Genomic DNA, 20,177 nt, shown 5'->3' with positions numbered 1-20,177 from the left:
TGTTGCGCGTTGTTGCGCTTAAGCGCAATCTTTACAAGGGCACTCATCCCAAAAACGTTTTATAGCATATCCATCAAAAATTCCCCGAATCAAAATTGACAAGGACTGGGGGTTAAAGTCCAACAACGTTTTATCGGGGAGGAAATTCTAGGAAAAACTTTTCAAACAAATTAGCAACTAATCGTTTTCTATAACTAGCACTTCCCCGTAAATCCGTCAAGGGATTAAAAACATTTTTTAACATAATTTTAGCCTGTTGAATAGTTGCTAAATTCCAGGGTTTTCCGATTAACATTCCTTCAATCTCAATCGCTCTTAGGGGAATTGCTGCGACTCCACCATAGGCGAGTCTAGCATAAATAATTGTATTATTTGTATCCAAATCAATTGTAAAGGCGGCGGAAACAATACTAATATCATCGGTTCCCCGTTTTCCCACTTTATAAGATTGACTCAAACGCCTAATAGCATTTTTAGTAATAGTTTTAGGCATAATAATTGAAACAATCACTTCTTGGGGTTGTAATTGGGTTTGACGATAACCCTTAAAAAATTCATTGATAGAAATTATTCGTTCTCCGGTTAAACTTGCTAACCGTATTTGAGCATCTAAAGATAATAAAACCGGGGCTAAATCTCCAATGGGAGATGCTGTAGCAATATTACCTCCAATAGTAGCACGGTTACGAATTTGTTTACCCGCAAACCAGGTTAACATTTCATCTAAACTCGGAAATATTTCCCTTAATTGTGCTTGAATATAACTCAAAGGAATAGCAGCACCAATTTCTACTGTATCTGAATTGTGGTGCATTTGTTGGAGTTCTGTAACGGATTCTAAAGAAATTAGGGTAGGAAATTCTTGGCGATGATGACTAATTTCTAAACCTAAATCCGTTCCACCTGCAATTAATTGAGCTTGGGGATATTGTTGTAAAAGATATAAAACTTCTGAAAGTTGAATCGGACGGAAAAACTGTTGACAAGGGGTAATATATTCGATATAATTAAGTTGTGAATTAATTTGTTGTAAACGGTGACTAAATTGATCACAGGGATGGGAGTTATTAACAGCTTCTGCTGCTTTAATAATCGGTAAATAACCCGTACATCGACATAAATTCCCTTCTAAAGATTCATCATCAACCTGACCGTTATAGTACGCAGCAAATAAACTCATAATAAAGCCCGGGGTACAATATCCACATTGAGAACCTCCCAAACTAACCATCGCTTCCTGTAACGGATGCAGACCGTATTTCCCAACACCTTCAACGGTAATAATTTCCCGCCCCGCCATCATTGCTAGGGGAATTAAACAACTATTCATTGCTAGATATTGGGGTTGTCCGTTCGCCCCCTGACCCACAACAGCAACCGTACAAGCACCACAGTCCCCATCCCCGCAACCTTCCTTTGTCCCTACCCGTCCACTACTTCGCAAATATTCTAATAAAGTCAGGGTGGGAGAAAGGTCTTGGATATCGACTTTTTGACTATTAATTATTAGACTAAAGGTGTTATTTTGCATAAGGTATAGTCTTTAGAAAAGTGTTTGTTGTTGCGCTTCAGCGCTCTTTGTAGGGACACTCATCTCAACAACTTAATCAGATTACTTCAAAAATACTAAACCACTATATAAATGAAAGGCATTATCCCAAAGACTTTCTGATTTTCGAGATAAATCAATATGGGGTTTAATCCGACCAAGAAATTGAGTATAATCTAATGTAGTTTCGGCAAAAGGTGTAAACTCAGACCAGAGTTGGGCGTGAGTTAACAATAAATTTAACTGTTCTTTTAACAGATTCCAATTAATTCTATTTGTATTTTGAGAAACTGGGAGAGTTTCTTGAGAAAATTGACTAAAATCAACTCCTTGTTGAAAATCATAATTTTGATCACAAATTCTTAAAATACAACCCCGTTTAGGCAAATGTAAATCATAGATTTGAGCATAATCTTGAGTGGTTTCTTTATGACGAAATCGTTCAGATTTAGGACGACGGGGATCATAATCTAAGGATTCCACAAATAATGGTAATAATCCCTCAACCCGTTGGGCAACTTCCTGCCAATTAAACGTCATAGACCCTAATTGCTCTTGTTCATTTTGACAAATAATAGTCGGTTGAGGGGATAAAGATTGAATTGATTGTACCTGAAAAACCTGGAGTTTTTGAATCTCCGTTAAAGATACCCAAAATACTGGTATTCCGGCTTCTAACATTTCCTGACCATAAACCTTTAATTCCCCCATTTCCCCAGTTTTATACAGACGCCAACCCCGACTTTGTAGCTGCATTCGGGCGGTATAGGGATCGGTTTTCAACATTCGGGCTAAGGTTCGGGCGGCGGCTGGTTTTTTTTCTGGGGCTAAAGGTTCTAAAATTAAAACACCTAATTCTTGATTAATGGGGTCAGTTTTAGCTTGAATAATTGCTTCTTGACGTCGATTTTGTTCAATATCTTCAATTCTTTGTAAACCCTGACGCGCCTGGGAGACAATTTTAGGGTTAGTGGCATCTTTGAGTAATTTACGATAAACCTTTTCGGCGGTTTCTAATTTATCAGTCCCTTCATACCAACGCCCAGCATATAACTGTACCCAAAAATTCTGGGGTTCTTGTTTTTGCAGTTGCTTTAACAGTTTGGCAGCTTGGCGGTAGTCCTGACGGTCTAGGGCTTCCGCGACTTCTTCGAGTTCTTTCATGATTTTACCTCTTGCCCTCACCCTATTGTGCCATTTCTTTCCTAATAAAATCACCTCCTTTGCAATTAACAAAGAAGGTGAAAAAAAATAAGGATAATTAAATCAACTTATTTAGGGCAAACGGAAATATTATTAGCGTTCAGAACAACTGTTCCGGCACTTTGCTGTTGGATTAAAACGGGGTTGCCTGTATCAGTTTTGATGATTAAAGGACTTAAAGCCAGACATCCTTGAACCAATTCGCCCCATTCTTCCACTTTGCGACTATATTCAGCCCGAACCCGGGGAACATCATCTAAGGTAATACCATTGGGGATCGGAGGTAAGTTAGGGATGAACACCGTATCGGTAATTACCGCATCACTGGTGATGCTGCTATCAGCCCCTAATTCATAGATAATCGGGAATTTGAAGGCCGAAGGTAGGGTTCTATCCGGGTAGCCCAGGTCGGGTAAGCTGTAATAAATCGGGGGCTCAACTCGTCCAAGATCAGGATCTTTGGGTTGATATTTATAATCAAAGTCAGAGGGAACTACAGGTGTCCCAATAGGATTTTGAGCGACAGCAGGTAACTGTGAAGCTACTGCAATCAGGGCGCATAGGCCACCAATCAGTTTAGAATTCATCGTTTTCATCTCCTCAATCTCACCAACGTAAAAATTAACGAACTCTGGACGTACAGTTGATTCTAGTTTGATCAACATTACTCCATTTGGCTTTACAGAACTATAGCCTATCTTAACCCAGATTCAGAAAGGGTTTCTGCGATCGCCTTGAGTTCGAGTAGGTTTCTATCTTAGATTTTGATAGAGCTACCTGGCAACTCTATCAAATTTTAGTCTGTATATCAAGGGAAAAGGGCTTAGGTTAGAATAACAGGGGACTATCAAAACTGGAACAGAAATTGAATGGATGGGTCTGAAGGTGTAATAATTCCCTTACCGCCAGAGGGATATAAGTCGGGGTTTGTCGGAATTATTGGTCGCCCGAATGTGGGGAAATCAACATTAATGAATCAGATGGTAGGTCAAAAAATCGCCATTACTTCCCCCGTAGCTCAAACGACGCGCAACCGTCTGCGGGGGATTCTGACCAAGGCTGAGGCCCAAATTATTTTTGTCGATACCCCCGGAATTCATAAACCCCATCATCAATTGGGTAAGGTTTTGGTACAAAATGCTAAGTTGGCGATTTCGTCCGTTGATGTTCTGTTGTTGGTGGTAGATGGGTCTGTGGAGGCTGGAGGGGGCGATCGCTATATTATTGAGTTACTCGAGCAAGTCAAAATTCCGGTAATTCTGGGGATGAATAAACTGGATCAACAGCCGGAGGATACGGTAATTATTGACCGGAGTTATGGCCAACTCTCCCAACCTTATGAATGGCCTGTAGTTAAGTTCTCAGCATTAACCGGGGATGGTGTCAATGATTTGCAACAATTATTAATAGATCGTTTAGATCCTGGCCCCTATTATTATCCCCCGGATTTAGTTACCGATCAACCGGAACGCTTCATTATCGGAGAACTGATTCGAGAACAGATTTTACTCAATACCCGCGAAGAAGTCCCCCATTCCGTAGCGATTTCCGTTGACCGGGTGGAAGAAGACCCTAAAATTACTCGGATTTTAGCGACTATTCATGTTGAGCGTCCTTCCCAAAAAGGGATTTTAATTGGCCATCAGGGCAGTATGTTGAAAACTATTGGCAGTGATGCCCGCCAACAAATTCAAAAGTTGATTGATGGTAAGGTCTATTTGGAGTTATTTGTCAAAGTGCAACCGAAATGGCGTCAGTCCCGCAGTCAGTTGGCGGATTTAGGCTATCAAGTTGAATAGGAGTTTCTAGGGAATGGGTCAACTTGATTCGCACAGATTAACAAATTTGTTGTTAAGCTTTAGCCCCTAGAAAGAGCGCTAAAGCTCAACAACGTATCAAGGTTTATTTCCAACCGGCACGATCCATAATTTGAATCGCCTGGGGATTGAATTTTCCGTAGGCTGCAACATTGATCGGATTACTTTTAAATGTGCCAAAACCCAAGAGAACTGGAGACACGGGAACACCCGCCACGGCTGGATATTCAAAACCACTTTGAGAAAAAATCTTTTGAGCTTCAGGACTTGCTAAATGCTCTAAAAATTGAATTGCTCCCGCCTTATTAGGAGAAGTTTTAATCACTCCAGCCCCACTAATATTTGTGTGGGTTCCCTGGGCTCTTTGGTTGGGAAAAAATAAACCTACTTTACTGGCGATCGCTTTTTCATCAGGTTTTGGAGAAGCAATTAAACGGGCTAAATAATAGGTATTAACTAAAGTTAATTGTCCAGCACCCGAAGCCACCGCTTTAATTTGAGCCACATCATTTCCTTCTGGGGGTCTGGCAAAATTAGGTACAAATCCTTTTACCCAGTTTTCCGTAGGAGTTGCTCCATTATCTCCAATCATGGAAGCGACTAAAGATTGATTGTAGATATTATTAGAGGAACGAATCACAATTTTTCCTTTCCATTTCGGATTAGCTAAATCTTCATAGGTAGAAAGTTGAGCCGGATTAACCTTGGATTTATTATAAACAATCACCCTCGCCCGTTTAGAAAACCCAAACCAATGACCATTTGGTTCTTTTAAATTGGCCGGAATTGCTTGATTTAAAATTCCTGAAGAAATCGGTTGAAAAATTCCCTGTTGTTGCGCTCTCCAAAGGTTTCCCGCATCAACGGTAATTAGAATATCCGCCGGACTATTGGCGCCTTCGCTCTTAATCCGTTCTACCATTTCTTCGGCTTTTCCTTCCACCAAATTAACTTTAATCCCCGTTTTTTGGGTGAAGCTCTGATAGATCTGGTTATCGCTATCGTAATGGCGGGCTGAGTAGATATTCAGGACTTGGGGGTTAGCTTCTGATGGCTTCATCGGGCTAAGTCCACCCGCAGCAACTACAGCTAAGGCTGTTCCCAGGGTCAGAAATGCACGTCTAGTGATTTTGTTCATTTGGCTTTAATGCAATAGTTTATCAAGAAGATAGGATACACTTAATGCAAGTAATTATCAATAATTGTTTTTTGGGAACACTTATGGTAATATATGCCCTTTTTTACAGGGCATCACTTTTCGGGGATTTAACCTTCTTTGCAGGGGCTTTAAGCCTTAAATATCTGGGTTAAGCCGAATCTAAGTTAGGAAACAAATGATTTAAGTTCTTAATATTTCTTTCTCAAGAATCAAAAATTATTGAAAAGAATAATCAAATATAGAAATAAAAAATATTCACAAGTTGATCTAATAGGACTTACGCACCAAACCGGGTTTCTGGCCCTGATTTTGCGGATGAAATCTGGATTTCTCGTTCAGAAACCCGGTTTCTTTGGTCTTGTGCGTAAGTCCTGTCTAACCTGTGAATATCGAGGGTTTAAGTCCGGTGCTTGGGCCTAATTTAATCGCAATTTAGGGTGTCGCGGGTGTTGCGTCCGGTGACTGAGTTTGTTCCCCTTGCAACTTGACAGAGGGTGTTGATCGAATCTTTGCGTAACATGACATCGGTAAAATCGGCCCCGTCAATTATTGCCCCTTCAAATGTGGCATTATAGGCATAGGCTCCTTCGAGAATCGCGTTTGTTAGGTTGGTGCGCCTAAAACGAGCCATGTCCAAGGTAGAATTTCTCAGATCTGCACCTTCAAGATTCACGTCTTGGAGTTTAGCCCCAAATAAACTGACTCCCCGCAAATCCGTATGGCTAAAGTTGCTTCCGCGTAAATTGGCAAAGCCAAATTCTGAGTCCGTTAGAACCTGGCCAGAAAAATCGGCATTTAACAAAGTCTGTTTTTCATAATTTTCAGCTAGGACTGAGGGGGTTTTTAATAGGGTTAGAATAATCCAAAAACCGATGCTCAGTAAAACTCCTAGGGTTTTCAGGGGTGAAACTATTCTCAAATTGCTCAGATTCATATTTTTTCCAGGATCAATCAATATTTGAAGATCAAATTCGTACTTATTAATTATTCTATTTGTAATCCTAGATCCGATGTCTGAATCAAGAGTAATTGGTTCTTTAGGGGAAAAACTGGTTGGCCATTGGTTAGAATCACAAGGCTGGCAGATTTTGCATCATCAATGGCATTGTCGATATGGAGAAATTGATTTAATTGCCGTTGAAAGGGGAGAATCGGGAATTTTGACTTTAAGTTTTGTTGAAGTGAAAACTCGTGGTCAACGGAATTGGGATCAGGGGGGACTGTTAGCGATTACTCCAAAAAAGCAAGCCAAAATTATTTTATCGGCTGAATTATTTTTAAGCGATCGCCCCCAATTCCTAGAATACCCATGTCGGTTTGATGTGGCTTTAGTCAGTTGTGTTCCCTACCCCAATCGAAACCCGATAGCAGAGGAAGTTTCCAGCTTTTCCCCTCCCATAAATATCGGTCAGTCTGTATTGATAAACGGCTACCAACTGATTCTACAAGACTATATTGAATCAGCATTTAGCGAATAATCGAGGAAATTAAGCTAGAGCTTCGGGACAGTACCCTAAACCCCTAACAAATTGAGTTCGGAAAGATTCAACATCCTCGCGGTTAGGAATACCATGGGAAACAACCGCCACTTGGTAACGACGCATGACACTCAGGGGAGATTGTCCGGTTTCCAAACCCCAAAGGGCCATTAAAATCCGCATATCGGGTTCATAAGGAATACCCAATTCCTGCATAAAAGCTCTAAAGTCTCCGTGTTCCTGTGGGGTAAGATATTGACACATTTTAACTTTAACAATCCAGCCATCAATTTGGTGAATCACCGTAATAAACTGAACTGGGAAAGAATGATTCGAGCATAAAAAGTCTATGACTCTCAGGGTAAGACTGGTGTTGGCAAGGTAGTAAAGGTATTCCATCGGTGATCTCCTGCATGATTGTTCCGCTTTATTTGTTGCTGAACTCCAGTCTGGAACTCTGCAACAAAAAGCAATAGGAGCGGTATTTTTGCTTGTACTGTAACCGTTCAGGTCTGAAGTTGAAACGGAGCCAAGAATGATGGGACTCTAATAAACGCCAGATCTGTAGGCAACATAACCCTATACCCATTATACTGACAAGATTAGGGACGATACGATAGGGGAAAAGCACCCGATTTTTTATGGGGGATTCTACCCAACCCCAAATTAGGGAATTAACTTGGATCAAAGTGAAACCCATTAATATCACCACGGGGATCTGCAAATATTGAGTTACTCTATTATGGGATAATGTATAAAAAAAATTAGGTTAAAAGATAATTAAGAAAAATGGATCAGTTAGATTATCAGTTAGAAAGCTATAACTATGAACTACCAGAAGAAAGGATCGCTCAAAATCCTGTTGTACCAAGGGATAACTCCCGTTTACTGGTTGTAGATTCTCCCGACTCCCATCGTCATTGTCTATTTAAAGATTTACCCGAATTTCTCAGACCTGGGGATTTACTGGTACTTAATAATACCCGTGTACTTCCGGCTCGTCTGTATGGACATAAAAGTAGTGGGGCAGAGGTGGAGGTATTACTACTAGAAGAAAAACAGCATCATTGCTGGTTAGCTTTAGTTAAACCGGGTAAAAAATTTAAACCGGGTTCTGTAATTGAGTTTGAACTGAATCCTACCTCAAAAAATAATTTTAATTGCGAAAGATTGCAGGCGACGGTATTAGAAACCGATGAAGAAACTGGGGGAAGGTTATTAAAATTTGAAATCCCACCTGGGAAGTCTTTAATTCCGTTTTTAGAAGCCTTTGGTAATATTCCTTTTCCTCCATATTTGACGGAAACCGAAGCCTTACCGGAACAATATCAAACGATTTATGCAGAACGTTCCGGGGCCGTCGCCGCACCGACTGCGGGGTTACATTTCACTGAAGAATTATTTCAGCGTTTACAATTAAAAGGAATTGATCAAGTTTTTTTAACTTTGCACGTTGGAGTTGGAACTTTTCGACCCGTTGAAGTAGATAATATTATCGACCATCAAATGCACGGAGAATGGATTGAAGTTCCGGCGGAAACCTTTGAAAAAATCGCAAAAACCAAGGCATCCGGGGGGAGAGTTATTGCCGTTGGTACAACTTCTGCACGGGCATTAGAAGGGGCTGCGGTCGCCCTTGCTAACGCCACAGAAACCCCCCAAGAATCAACGTTTACAGGCTATTGCGGGAAAACTGATATTTTTATCTATCCTGGGTATCAATGGCAGATTATTAATGGATTAATTACCAATTTTCACTTACCTAAATCCAGTTTATTGATGTTGGTTTCAGCATTAATTGGACGAAAAAGGTTGTTAAATTTATATCAACAGGTCTTAGAAGAACCTGCTAATGAGTTTGGACAACAATATCGCTTTTATTCCTTTGGAGATGCGATGTTTATTGCGCCTGAAAGTGTTTTATAGCGGTTCCTGTGGCTAGGTTTACAAGGGTTAAGTCTAATTTAACCACAAAGATACAAAGACACAAAGAAGTTGTTAGATGAAATCTCATTATAGATGCTACAGATGATCCCCCCTAACCCCATTGGAAAGGGGGGAATTAAAATCAGGACTTATTTTTTTTCCCAATTAATTGATCAACTAAATTTTTATGGTAATTGGGTGGGACTTTAACCACTTCACGTTGGGGTGGGGTGGGGGCTGGGGTCGCGGGACGGGAGGCTTGGGCCTGAATCGGGACAGAATTAGTATAGGGGGGACGTCCGAAGCCTAAAATGATTCCCCGAGTTCGGGTTCGGCGCATAACTTCACCGCCATTGGCATCATTACCCACTCCGGTATTTCCTTCAATACTAATAATACTGCCATCGGATTTAACCGATTCTACGATCCCAACATGATCGGCAATTCCATCCCCCCGCCAACAGAAAAAGACCACATCCCCGGCTTTTGGATCTTGAAACCATTGACCCCGTTGTCTAAACCAGGACACTCCATCGGGACAGTAGGCGAACCCCTTGGAGCTTCTAATGGGCAGGGGTAAACTGACTTTATCGAAACAGTAGGAGATAAAAATTGCACACCAAGGAACGTAATTCATGCCGTACCATTCACCGTACTTGTTACCATTACTACCCGATGGATGTTCAGTATATCCAACTTCACCCGCAGCAATATTAATTAAATTACCTACAGTTGTCATAATAATTCTCCAAAATTTCAAATTGATTCGGGATAGTGGAGGCTAATCAGTGCATGACCTGTTGATTTGGGGATGGGATTTTCCTCCTTGACTACCACTATTTTACTCTTTTTATTTCTAACATAGGGAGTCAAGGTTTTTATCCGGTGAAATTATCCTTAATGTTCTTTAAAGAAAGATAACACCGGAATTACCAGTCCATTTTTATTTTCAAGGGGATTTCTGGGTGATCAGAATTAATTATAAAATTAGGAATTATTTTGATTGGTGCGTTTAATTTGTTCCTGCTCTATAGCTTCAAATAAGGCTCTAAAATTACCTTCTCCAAACCCTTTAGCCTGTCTAATTTTACCTTCGATAGTACAAAACTTTCGTTCAATAAATTCCAAGAAAAATGTCGGTTTTTCAAAAATAGGTTGGCTAAAAATTTGTAATAGCATCGCTTCCGAGTTTAATGCTTCCCAATCTGCTAGGATTTGGTGGGCTTTTAATTCTTCCCAATTCACAAATAAGGGTTGATTAATCCACCGTTTTTGTAATTGCAGATAATATTCATCTGGAACTGTTAAAAAAGATAATCCTCTTTGTTTTAAACAATTAACTGTTTGGACTAAATTAGAGGTTCTTAGGGCAATATGTTGAATCCCCGATCCTCGATTGATGTCCAAAAATTCTTGAATCTGAGAATTTTTAGATGCGGGTTCATTGATGGGAAACTGCACTTTACCTTGGGAATGAACCATAACTTGACTTTGTAATCCAGAGCGTTCTGTTTGAATATCAAAACTTTGTTTGGGTTGAAATCCCAAATGATTTTGATACCAAGAAATTGCTGTTTTTAAATTACCTGATTGTACATTTAAAACAACATGATCGATGGTAAGTATATCGGGGTAAGAGATAGGAATAATATCGAGAAAACCAGGAATAGCTTTACCGGGTATTGTTCCTATTTGTTCAACTAAAGTATGACGTAAACCCTGCCATCCTTCTAGGGTTAACCATTTTAATTGTCCTCCTAAATAGTCCTGAGATTTCAAGGGAGAAATCACCCTAACTCCTTGTTTAACAAGCTGTTCAAGTCTCAATTCTAAATCTTTAACTTGAAAGGCAATGTCTGCAACTCCCGACGGATGTAATTGCAAAAATTCGGTGATAGGACTCTCAATAGTTAAAGGCGAAGATAATAGGAAATAGACTGAACCATGATAAACAATTTCTGTTTGGGTATGACCAAGGTTGCGATTGCCAATTCCTTGAAATCCTAGATTGTGAATAAACCAGTCCCGTGTTCGTTTGGCATCTTGAACATAGAAATGGATATGATCAAACTCCATAATTCTCCGTTCAATAAGCAACAATATAATTAAGTTTAAAAGAATAAATGGCTTTCCGGTTGAATATTAATTTCCATCGGCACCGCTTGAGGTTCGGCGGCTAAGGCAAACATAATAGAATTAGCAGCAGTTTCTGCACTCAACATTTTTGAGCGGTCAACTTTTAAACTGACATTATCCCAAAAAGAGGTATCGACACCACCAAAATAAAATAGGGTGACTTTAATTCCATAGCGTCTGACTTCATCCGCAAAACATTTACTAAAACCGACTAAACCAAATTTAGAAGCACAATAGGCACTAGACATTGCCATGGAATGTTTCCCTAAAATTCCGACAACATTACAGATATGTCCTGATTTTTGTTGCTTCATAATATTAGCAGCAGCTTGACAGGTATAGACCGATCCTTTTAAATTTAGATCTAACATAACATCTAAATCAGCAGGTTCAATTTTATTCCATTGTTTTAAAATTCCCGCCCCCGCCGCATTCACTAAAATATCAATTTGACCGAAATAATCGGTGGTTTTTTGGAATAAACTCTCGACTTGTTGGGGGTCGGTGATATCCGTTGGGACAATTAACAGTTCCGTTGGGGCTAACTCCGTCGCCAAGGCTTGCAATTGACTGCTATTTCTAGCGACTAAGACCAGTTTTGTTCCCATTTGGGCCAATTTTCTGGCTACGGCCGACCCAATTCCTCCGGTGGCGCCCACAATCACAGCAACTTTATTGTTCATTTTACTTTACATTTCTTAACAATCATCTTTCTTAGTATAGCAAATTATCCCCATTCAGCGACCAACCTAAAAAGGTGGTGTGGTGCGGAATCCCCGTCCGTTTACGGCGGGGTGGATGTCAACGTTACCTCTGTAGAGACGTGCCATGGTAAGTCTCTACGGGGAATTTAACTTAACTCTCCAATCTTTATCCGTTTTTTCTAAATTAAAGGCGGGGCTGACATTTAATAGCCTTTGAAAATTACCCCCTAATTTTAATTTTTTAATAATTTTAGTAATAGAAATTCCATACTTTTGATGAAATTGGGTTCCTAGAATAGACAGAGAAACCTGATTTTCTAATGAATTTAAAGTCAGTTCTTGGATAATTTTAATTAAAGCATTTTCTAAGTCTTCTAAAGATTCAATCAGAATTTTTTGAGATAATTCCGTATTTAATAAAGCCACAGGTTCGGTTACAGAAGATTGAATTTCAAATAGAGTCACATAGCTAGGAGATTTTTCCGAAGATTTATGGACTACAAAAATATGAGGATTTTTAACAAAGATATCTCTGGCTTGATAATCTGAAAAATGGGTGGCTACCACTTGACTAATAGTTAAATCGTAGGCATCTTTATATAAAAGATCAACTCGATTCAGTTTAATCCATTGACTGTGACAGCGTTTCTGTTCTAATTTAATAATCTCTTGTAATTGTAGAATAAATTGATCTAAGGTGGGAATTTGAGGGGCGGTTTTTAGGGAATAGGTATCTACTTGACTGGTGCGGGTATTCAGCACGGTAAGATTAGTTTTATTTTTAGTAACTTGATAAACAGTTAATCCATGGGTTTGTAGGGCATTGCATAAATGGGTTAAGCCCCGGTCAGAAGAACAAACTAAAACCTCTTTTGCGGTGGGATAATGCACAAAAATTGAGGAACCCACCGTTGACATTTTTAAATCCGCACTATCTTTCCCCGGGGGAACATGAATTAATTGATAACTTCTTTGATGATATTCTAAATCCTTCTTTCCCATGCTCCGCCAGTTAGCAAAGGCGACTTTAATTTGTACGGGATATAAGCAAATAGTCTCTAAAAATTTTTCTATTTCTATATCTAAAGTCAGATTTTCAACATCTAATAATAAAATACTAATTCCGCTTTCCCTGGGATTTGTGCCATTTAATAATAACTGAGAAGAAGAATGATCAACTAAAGGATAATGAGCAAATAGGGCGGCAACATTGGGGTCTGTCAGTTGTTCGAGTTTAGCAATTAAGACTTTATATTCAGGAGAATGTAAAAATTCAACGCTAAATAATCGACTGAGATAGGCTTTAAGTTTTATTAATAGTTCCTCTCGATTTCGTGCTTGACTTAATCCCTGATTCAGTTGACGAATCAGTGAGGATTGATGTTCTGATTGTTGCCAAGGAATATGGCGATAACGGGGATTAATCCAGTCAGGATATTGGACGTTCACTAATGTTCGACAAACATAGTGACTCATAGCAGGAACAACTAGGGTTCCATTATCTTGAATTGTGCTGGCTTGCTTAAACATAACCGATACAAAATGCTAACCATTCTGTCTTGAATCTTAGTAGCATGATGATATTCTACATGAAAATGTCAACTTTATCTAAAAAAAATTACTAAACAGGAAAGATAAATTGGGTATAACGCCGGGATAGGGTTGTAAAGGTGTAAAGATTTATTAAGATGTTTTTCTTCCTCCGTTGATTTTGGGTTGAATTGATTTTCAATGTTCTGTTGGATAGCGAATAATCATTCGCCCTATCCAACCGACTATCATTAATCCTAATCCCAATAACCAAATTTTAGGCTCAATCCAGAAGGCTAAAAACAAGCAGGAAATTAAGCCAATATAGGTTAATAGGGAGGGGTAAAGCCGTTCTTCCGGGGTGAGTTTTAGGGCAGCTAAATTGGTGATTAAATAATAAATTAAAACGGTAAAAGCACTAAATGACCAAGTGGTTTTGACATTACCAATTAAGACTAAAAGTGCGATCGCAATTCCAACGGCAATCACCGCAAAAGTCGGAGTGGTTTGAGTTGAATTAAGTTGAGCCAATACTCGGGACATATCGTGACGTTTTCCCATGGCAAATACAACCCGGGATAATCCTAAAATTAAGTTTAATAATACCCCTAACATGGCTGTCATTGCTCCTAATGTAATGACTAAACTACTGCCGGGTAGGGCGAATTTATTGGCAACCTGTTCTAAGGGAGCAGCCGTTAAACTTGCTAAACTTAATTCCTGAGATCCTAAAACGCCTACTGCTACTAATGCTACCCCTAAATAGAGCAGCATAGAAATTAATAGGGTAATAATAATAGCTTGAGGAATGGTTTTTTCTGGATGCTTTACTTCCTCTCCCATCGTGGCAATTCGTCCATATCCGGTATAGGCAACAAACATTAATGCCGTGGCTTGCAGGAGATTAGGAATAGCCGATTGGGTGGTAGGAAAAAAGGGAACAAGATTATTTATTCCCGTGGCAGAAAATAATATCGGTAAACCCGAAAAAATAAAGAATAATAATGAAAATAATGTGATTGAAAGAATCACCAAATTAACCGTATTAGAGCGACGAATTCCATTAAAAACAATCGCAGTCAACAGAATAACAATTAGCAGTGCAATGGGAATTAATAGAGTGGGACTCCATCCGAATAGTTGAATCAGATAACCGGAAAATCCCAAGGCAGCCGTGGCTGCGGAAGCTGTTTTAGCTAACAGAAACATCCAACCAGCAATAAACCCTAACCCCGGATTCAAATATTTATAACCATATTCATAGGTTCCCCCACTTACGGGATGATTGGCAGCCAGTTGGGCGCTATTTAATCCATTACAAATAGCTACCAAGGCGGCAAGTATGAGGGCTAAAATCACCGAGGTTCCTGTAAGTCCGGCGGCAATTCCAATACTCACAAAAACTCCGGTTCCAATAATAGAACCTAACCCCATTCCAATCGCCCCTAAAAGTCCAATTTCTCGCTTGAGAGATGGAGATTTCGCATCAGACATGATTTATTTATCCTTATCTATCAATTGACTTTGATGGTTAGTTGAATTAATCATAAAACCTGGGTTTTCAGAGTTTAATTCCCAGGACTTGGGTATAAGCGCCTCGGGCTTGGGTCACTCCAATAGTGCGTTGGGAGGCTTCCATCATTGGGCGGCGCAAACTAACAACAATAAATTGGGCTTGTTCGGTTTGACTTTTAATCATTCTAGCCAATCTTTCGACGTTAGAACCATCTAAAAACATATCGACTTCATCGAAGGCATAAAAGGGTGAGGGACGATATTTTTGTAGGGCGAAAATAAAGCTTAAAGCGGTTAGGGATTTTTCCCCCCCGGACATGGATGTTAACCGTTGGACGGGTTTACCTTTGGGGTGAGCAATTAAGTTTAAACCACTGGTAAAGGGATCTTCTGGGTTATCAATTTCTAAGTACCCATCGCCTTCGGAAAGTTGAGCAAAAATGATTTGAAAGTTTTCATTAACGGCGTCAAAGGCTTCTTGAAAGGCTCGACGGCGGAGGGTGGTAAAGTTCTCAATTCTGAGTAATAATTCGGTTCGTTCTCCTTCTAAGGTTGTGAGTTTTTGGGTTAATTCTTCTAACCGGGTTTGGGTGCGTTCAAATTCTTCTAGGGCTAACATATTTACGGGTTCTAAGGCTTCCATTCGTTTTTGGAGCGATCGCAAATCCCTTTGCAGAGCAGCTAAATCTAAGTTATTAGGAATATTAGGCAGGGGTTCGGGTAGTTCGATTTTAATGGCGGCAATTTGTTCTAATTTGATGTTTAATTGTTCCCGTCTTCCCTGTTGGGTTTCTTGTAATTTTTCTATTTGCCAGTCTAATTGTTGTTTGGCTAAACGCAATTCTCCTAAATTGGTTTCTACCTGATCCCGTTGTCTTTTTTCTTCTCCTAATTTGGCTTCTACTTTGGATACATTGCTCCGAATTTGTTGAATATTTATCTGAATTTCTGTTAATTGATTCTTGACAGTTTCTAACTTTTGTGTTAAAAACTTTTGTTCCTGACGAGTGGCTTCTAATTTCTGATTTCCGGCTTGATTTTTTTCTTGTAAACGGGTTTGTTGATTTTCAATTTCCGTTAACCGTTGTTGCACGGTTCTCATAGCATTCTCTTTCTGTTGGAGTTCGGTTTCTTGGGTTCTTAATACCCCTTGAAGTTGTTGCCATTCACTATGGCTATGGGTGTCTTCTAGTTGGGCTAATAGTTCCCGATCCTGTTGTAATTTTGTTTCTAAATTGGGAATTTCTGCCTCTAAATTCTTTAGGCGAATTTGGGCGGTATTGAATTCTTGGGTGTTTTTTTCTAATTGCGATCGCAGTTGTTCTTGTTGATTATTTAAGGTTCTAATTTCTGACTCTAATAGGGAAACTTGTTGTTGATGATCTCGCAAAGTTTGTCTGGCATCATTCATTTCTAGTGATCGCTTTTTCACCGTTTGACTCGCTTCTAAAATACTCCGGTTACAGCGTTCTAAAATTCGTTCAATTTCCTCTAATCTTTCCTTCAATGCCGCAATATTTCGAGCTTCTGCTGACCCTTGATCTGTGCCAAAATGCAAGCTAGACCTAGACGCTACACTTCCCCCTGTCATCGCTCCAGTAGTTTCTAATAATTCCCCTTCTAAGGTAACTATTCGATATTGCCCTAATACTTTTCGGGCATTAGAGAGATTATTGAAAACTAAAGTATTGCCAAAAACATAAGCAAAAATATCTTGATAACGGGGTTCATATTCAATTAAATTAACTGCTAAATCAATTAACCCCGATACATTTCTCATCGTGGCTAAATTGGGTAAATTAGGACGATTTCCCTTAATTTTATTTAAGGGTAAAAATGTCGCTCGTCCCGCTTGTTGACGCTTCAAAAATTCAATTGCTGCCGCCGCCACACTATCATCCTCAACCACAATATTACCCAACCTCGCCCCAGCAGAGGTTTCGAGCGCTAACTGATATTGGGGTTCCACCTGTCCCAACTGACAAACTAACCCACAAATCCCTGAAATTCCCGACTGAGCTATGATTTTAGTGGCATAACTGCCCGTTGCTTCCTGTTGCGCCTGATGTTGGGCTTCGGACTTGTCCAGTTTGCGCTGACGTTCCCGTTGTTCCTGTAATAGACGGGTTTGGGTTTCCTGTTGTACCTGTAACTCCGTTTCCACTTCCGTCACCTGCTGGGTTAAGGTTGTCACCCGTTGAGCAGTTGCATCCCTTTGAGTTGTTGCGGTTTCTAACGCTATGGTTTTTTGCGATAACTCCTGACTCAAGGTAGTAATAGACTGTTGCTGTTCTGAAAGTTGGCGTTGTAGTTGTTCAACTCGCTCCCGCAGTCTAGCCTGTTCAGTTCGATGGGGATCAAGGGTTTTTTGCAAGGCTTCAATTTGGCGGTGCAGTTCTGTCTGTTGAACCATCCAGCTTTCGGCCTGTTGTGCGACTTCTGAGGTGGCTTCGCGCCCCCGTTCCACCGTTGCTTGTAGGGTATCGCGTTCCCGTTGTCGTTGGCCTAAATTCAGGGTTTCTTGGTCTTTTTCAATAGCCAAACCATCGAGGGTTTGATAGTGTTGGCGCAGTTCCTGTTCGGTTTGGTGAATTTGGGTGATCGTCTGTTGCAGGCAGGTTTGCAGTTCCGCAGACCGGGTTTCCAGTTGACTTTGTTGGGCTTCTTGGGTAGCTAAACCAGACTGAAGGGCAATGAGTTCTTCTTCACCCATAGCTTTAACTAGGGCGTTGAGTTGTTCCAGTTGAACAGATGTGGTTTGAATTTGTTGATCTTGGTGTTGACGCTGTTCACCCAGTTCGGTTAAGGTGCGATCGTCGGCTTCTATTTGTTCCCGCAGTCGTCCCTGTTGTTGTTGTAGGGTTTGATAATTAAGAACGGTTTCCCATTGGCTTTTTTGTTGAAATTCTTCCCGCAGTTGTTGATATTTTTCAGCTTTTGCCCGATCTTTGTCTAAGCGATCGCGTTGGGCAATTAATTCTTGTTCTACGATCCGGCTACGTTCTTCTCTATCTTTAACCGCATCTAATTTTTCCTTGGCTAAGGTAATTTTCCGATCAAAAGAAGCTACTCCCGCCAACTCATCAATAATTTCTCGACGTTCCCGGGGTTTCATCGTAATGATACCCGTAACATCCCCTTGTAAAACCACGTTATAGCCTTCGGGATAAATTCGCAGTTTGTTTAACTGTTCGTGGAGTTCGGTTTGGGTACAGGCTTCCCCATTAATATAATAAGTCGAGGTATAGGTTCCCTGTTTCGTTACCCGCAGTTTTCGGGCAACTGTCCATTCTAAGGGGGGTTCAAAATTCGGTATTTGTAGAGACGAGCCATGGTGCGTCTCCCCGTCGGTTTCCGCTTCCAAGTATGAACTATTATCGGTTTCTTCGCTATCACTCCCCAAGGGTTCGCCCTCGTAGTCGGAGAGGTCAAAGGTAACTTTTACAAGGGTTTCAACCGTTCCCTTCCGGCTTTGGGCGTTATTAACCAGATCCGGTAAACGTTCCGCCCGCATTCCCTTAGAAGACGATAACCCCAGGGCAAATAATAACGCATCGAGAATATTAGATTTGCCGGAACCATTCGGGCCGGAAACAACCGTAAACCCGGGTAGTAATGGCACTGCTGTTGTACCACCAAAGGATTTAAAGTTAGTGAGTTCGACGCGCTTGATATGAACCATTGAGACGAATTTAGGACGAATGAGGTGAGTGGGGGAGACTCACACTGCATAGTTGTCTGAATAATCAACAATATTAACAGTTTAGCCTGGATCAAGCAAGGATAGAGGGATGATTCAACCACACTCAGTCGTCGATATCATTAACTGTAAAACTGTAAAGAAATACTAAGCAGGGTTGTCAAAATCCCCGAAATATTCAAGGGTCTGTGACTCCGAACTCAAGTATTAAAAATAAGGATTTATTTAAGTAAAAATACTTATTTTTATTCTGGGAAAATTAGAACTGTTACTGTTAAGCAAAACCGATCACTAGCCTAGACTATAATCTCCCAAATGCTATTTTATAGCAACCGCCAAGGCAGTTAGGACACCAGACGGATATTGGAACCCAGACGGTGAAGTATTTTCCCCCAAACCCCCCGTGTACGGGGGGGGTTCGGGGGGCTGTTCCGGTGTTCCCTGCTATAGTCAGCAATGTTCTAGTAGGGTGAATATTTTTATAAAAATGAGTATTTTTACTTAAATAAAATCAAGGTGTTTTGAGGGCAATCTTAATGAAAGATACAGTTCTTAACAAATTTTAACGCAACAAATTGCGATAGCGTTGTATAACTAATATCTGAAGGGCAAAGATAACAGCCAAATGTTAGTCTCCCAATAATTGATTAACATTTGATTAAAAAAGTTTAATGTCCTTTCAGAAAATGGTGTAAATTTTTTAAGGTTCCTCTAAGTGAGGCTAAGGTTACTCCAAAAACAGTAACAGTAGCCAAACAAGAGAGACTCTCAAGAGTCATGATCGGGGAAACCCATCATTTCACTTTTAGCCAAAAACAAAGTTAAGCAAGTCAAGTAGGAGATTGATCCATGTTTGATGCCTTTACCAAGGTGGTTTCTCAAGCTGATACCCGCGGCGAAATGTTAAGCACCGGCCAGATCGATGCTCTCGGCCAAATGGTTGCCGAAAGCAACAAGCGTTTAGATGCCGTTAACCGCATCACTGGTAACGCTTCTGCCATTGTTTCTAACGCTGCTCGCGCTTTATTTGACGAGCAAGCCCAATTGATCGCTCCTGGTGGCAATGCTTACACCAACCGTCGTATGGCTGCTTGCTTACGCGACATGGAAATTATTTTGCGTTATGTCACCTACGCAGTCTTCGCCGGAGATTCTAGCGTTCTTAATGATCGTTGCTTGAACGGTCTGCGTGAAACCTACCTGGCTCTGGGCGTTCCTGGTGCTTCCGTCGCCGTTGGCGTTGGCAAAATGAAAGATGCAGCTTTGGCTATTGTTAACGATCCCGCAGGAATTACTCCTGGAGATTGTAGTGCCCTGGCTTCTGAAATCGCCGGCTACTTTGATCTCGCTGCGGCTGCTGTCGCCTAATTTTTCAAAAATTAGATTTTCAAAACTCCATAGAAGTCTAATTAAATGACTTCAATCTGTACCTAAATTTTGTAAACCCATAGGGAGATAAC

16 protein-coding genes are annotated in these 20,177 nt (G+C 40.4%); 4 read left to right on the top strand and 12 right to left on the bottom strand.

Annotation, left to right across the window (positions count from 1 at the left end; all coding sequences use genetic code 11):
• Positions 1-130: 130 nt before the first annotated feature.
• From xdhA to NMG88_RS03560, 3 genes are all read right to left on the bottom strand, one after another.
• Positions 131-1,531 carry a xanthine dehydrogenase small subunit gene (gene xdhA, locus NMG88_RS03570; protein ID WP_254032220.1) on the bottom strand — a complete coding sequence of 467 codons (1,401 nt, stop codon included), beginning with the start codon at positions 1,529-1,531 and terminating at the stop codon, positions 131-133.
• An 81-nt stretch (positions 1,532-1,612) separates the two neighbouring features.
• On the bottom strand, positions 1,613-2,713 hold the full coding sequence (locus NMG88_RS03565; RefSeq protein WP_254035117.1) for a tetratricopeptide repeat protein: 1,101 nt from the start codon (positions 2,711-2,713) through the stop codon (positions 1,613-1,615).
• A 107-nt stretch (positions 2,714-2,820) separates the two neighbouring features.
• Positions 2,821-3,339 carry a hypothetical protein gene (locus NMG88_RS03560; RefSeq protein WP_026786742.1) on the bottom strand — a complete coding sequence of 173 codons (519 nt, stop codon included), beginning with the start codon at positions 3,337-3,339 and terminating at the stop codon, positions 2,821-2,823.
• Positions 3,340-3,621: 282 nt separating this feature from the next.
• Here NMG88_RS03560 and era point away from each other — a divergent pair, with 282 nt between their 5' ends.
• Positions 3,622-4,551 (top strand): GTPase Era, encoded by a 930-nt coding sequence (gene era, locus NMG88_RS03555; protein ID WP_235765603.1) that lies wholly within the window; start codon positions 3,622-3,624, stop codon positions 4,549-4,551.
• Positions 4,552-4,654: 103 nt separating this feature from the next.
• On the opposite strand, the gene NMG88_RS03550 is transcribed toward era, so the two are convergent.
• Positions 4,655-5,707, bottom strand: coding sequence for a Fe(3+) ABC transporter substrate-binding protein (locus NMG88_RS03550; protein ID WP_254035116.1), 1,053 nt, complete (start codon positions 5,705-5,707; stop codon positions 4,655-4,657).
• A 442-nt stretch (positions 5,708-6,149) separates the two neighbouring features.
• Positions 6,150-6,662 (bottom strand): pentapeptide repeat-containing protein, encoded by a 513-nt coding sequence (locus tag NMG88_RS03545; protein ID WP_254035115.1) that lies wholly within the window; start codon positions 6,660-6,662, stop codon positions 6,150-6,152.
• Between the two features lie 76 nt (positions 6,663-6,738).
• Between NMG88_RS03545 and NMG88_RS03540 the strand changes: the two genes are divergently transcribed.
• Complete coding sequence (locus NMG88_RS03540) at positions 6,739-7,206, top strand: YraN family protein (protein WP_254035114.1); 468 nt, start codon at positions 6,739-6,741, stop codon at positions 7,204-7,206.
• A 9-nt stretch (positions 7,207-7,215) separates the two neighbouring features.
• Here the strand turns inward: NMG88_RS03540 and NMG88_RS03535 are convergent, their stop codons facing one another.
• Positions 7,216-7,605 carry a hypothetical protein gene (locus tag NMG88_RS03535; protein WP_026797722.1) on the bottom strand — a complete coding sequence of 130 codons (390 nt, stop codon included), beginning with the start codon at positions 7,603-7,605 and terminating at the stop codon, positions 7,216-7,218.
• 390 nt (positions 7,606-7,995) lie between these two features.
• Between NMG88_RS03535 and queA the strand changes: the two genes are divergently transcribed.
• Complete coding sequence (gene queA, locus NMG88_RS03530) at positions 7,996-9,132, top strand: tRNA preQ1(34) S-adenosylmethionine ribosyltransferase-isomerase QueA (RefSeq protein WP_026797721.1); 1,137 nt, start codon at positions 7,996-7,998, stop codon at positions 9,130-9,132.
• Between the two features lie 142 nt (positions 9,133-9,274).
• On the opposite strand, the gene NMG88_RS03525 is transcribed toward queA, so the two are convergent.
• The 6 genes from NMG88_RS03525 to smc form a co-directional block, all read right to left on the bottom strand.
• Positions 9,275-9,871: a CHAP domain-containing protein gene (locus NMG88_RS03525; RefSeq protein WP_026797720.1), complete on the bottom strand. Its 597-nt coding sequence runs from the start codon at positions 9,869-9,871 to the stop codon at positions 9,275-9,277.
• Between the two features lie 248 nt (positions 9,872-10,119).
• The gene (gene hppD, locus NMG88_RS03520; RefSeq protein ID WP_042151885.1) at positions 10,120-11,208 is read right to left on the bottom strand and encodes a 4-hydroxyphenylpyruvate dioxygenase; all 1,089 of its coding nucleotides are present in this window, start codon (positions 11,206-11,208) and stop codon (positions 10,120-10,122) included.
• Between the two features lie 35 nt (positions 11,209-11,243).
• Positions 11,244-11,951, bottom strand: coding sequence for an SDR family oxidoreductase (locus tag NMG88_RS03515; protein ID WP_042151882.1), 708 nt, complete (start codon positions 11,949-11,951; stop codon positions 11,244-11,246).
• 156 nt (positions 11,952-12,107) lie between these two features.
• Positions 12,108-13,502 (bottom strand): NYN domain-containing protein, encoded by a 1,395-nt coding sequence (locus NMG88_RS03510; RefSeq protein ID WP_227366319.1) that lies wholly within the window; start codon positions 13,500-13,502, stop codon positions 12,108-12,110.
• 198 nt (positions 13,503-13,700) lie between these two features.
• Positions 13,701-14,996 carry an APC family permease gene (locus NMG88_RS03505; RefSeq protein ID WP_042151876.1) on the bottom strand — a complete coding sequence of 432 codons (1,296 nt, stop codon included), beginning with the start codon at positions 14,994-14,996 and terminating at the stop codon, positions 13,701-13,703.
• A 67-nt stretch (positions 14,997-15,063) separates the two neighbouring features.
• Positions 15,064-18,699, bottom strand: coding sequence for a chromosome segregation protein SMC (gene smc / locus NMG88_RS03500; protein WP_254035113.1), 3,636 nt, complete (start codon positions 18,697-18,699; stop codon positions 15,064-15,066).
• An 867-nt stretch (positions 18,700-19,566) separates the two neighbouring features.
• On the opposite strand from smc, the gene cpcB reads away from it, so the two are divergent.
• A complete protein-coding gene (cpcB, locus tag NMG88_RS03495; RefSeq protein WP_042151871.1) occupies positions 19,567-20,085 on the top strand; it encodes a C-phycocyanin subunit beta in 519 nt (172 codons plus the stop codon).
• Positions 20,086-20,177: the final 92 nt, after the last annotated feature.

The organism is Planktothrix agardhii (assembly GCF_904830935.1).
GTDB classification, from domain to species: Bacteria; Cyanobacteriota; Cyanobacteriia; order Cyanobacteriales; family Microcoleaceae; genus Planktothrix; species Planktothrix agardhii.
This window is presented reverse-complemented; position numbering and strand designations above follow the sequence as displayed.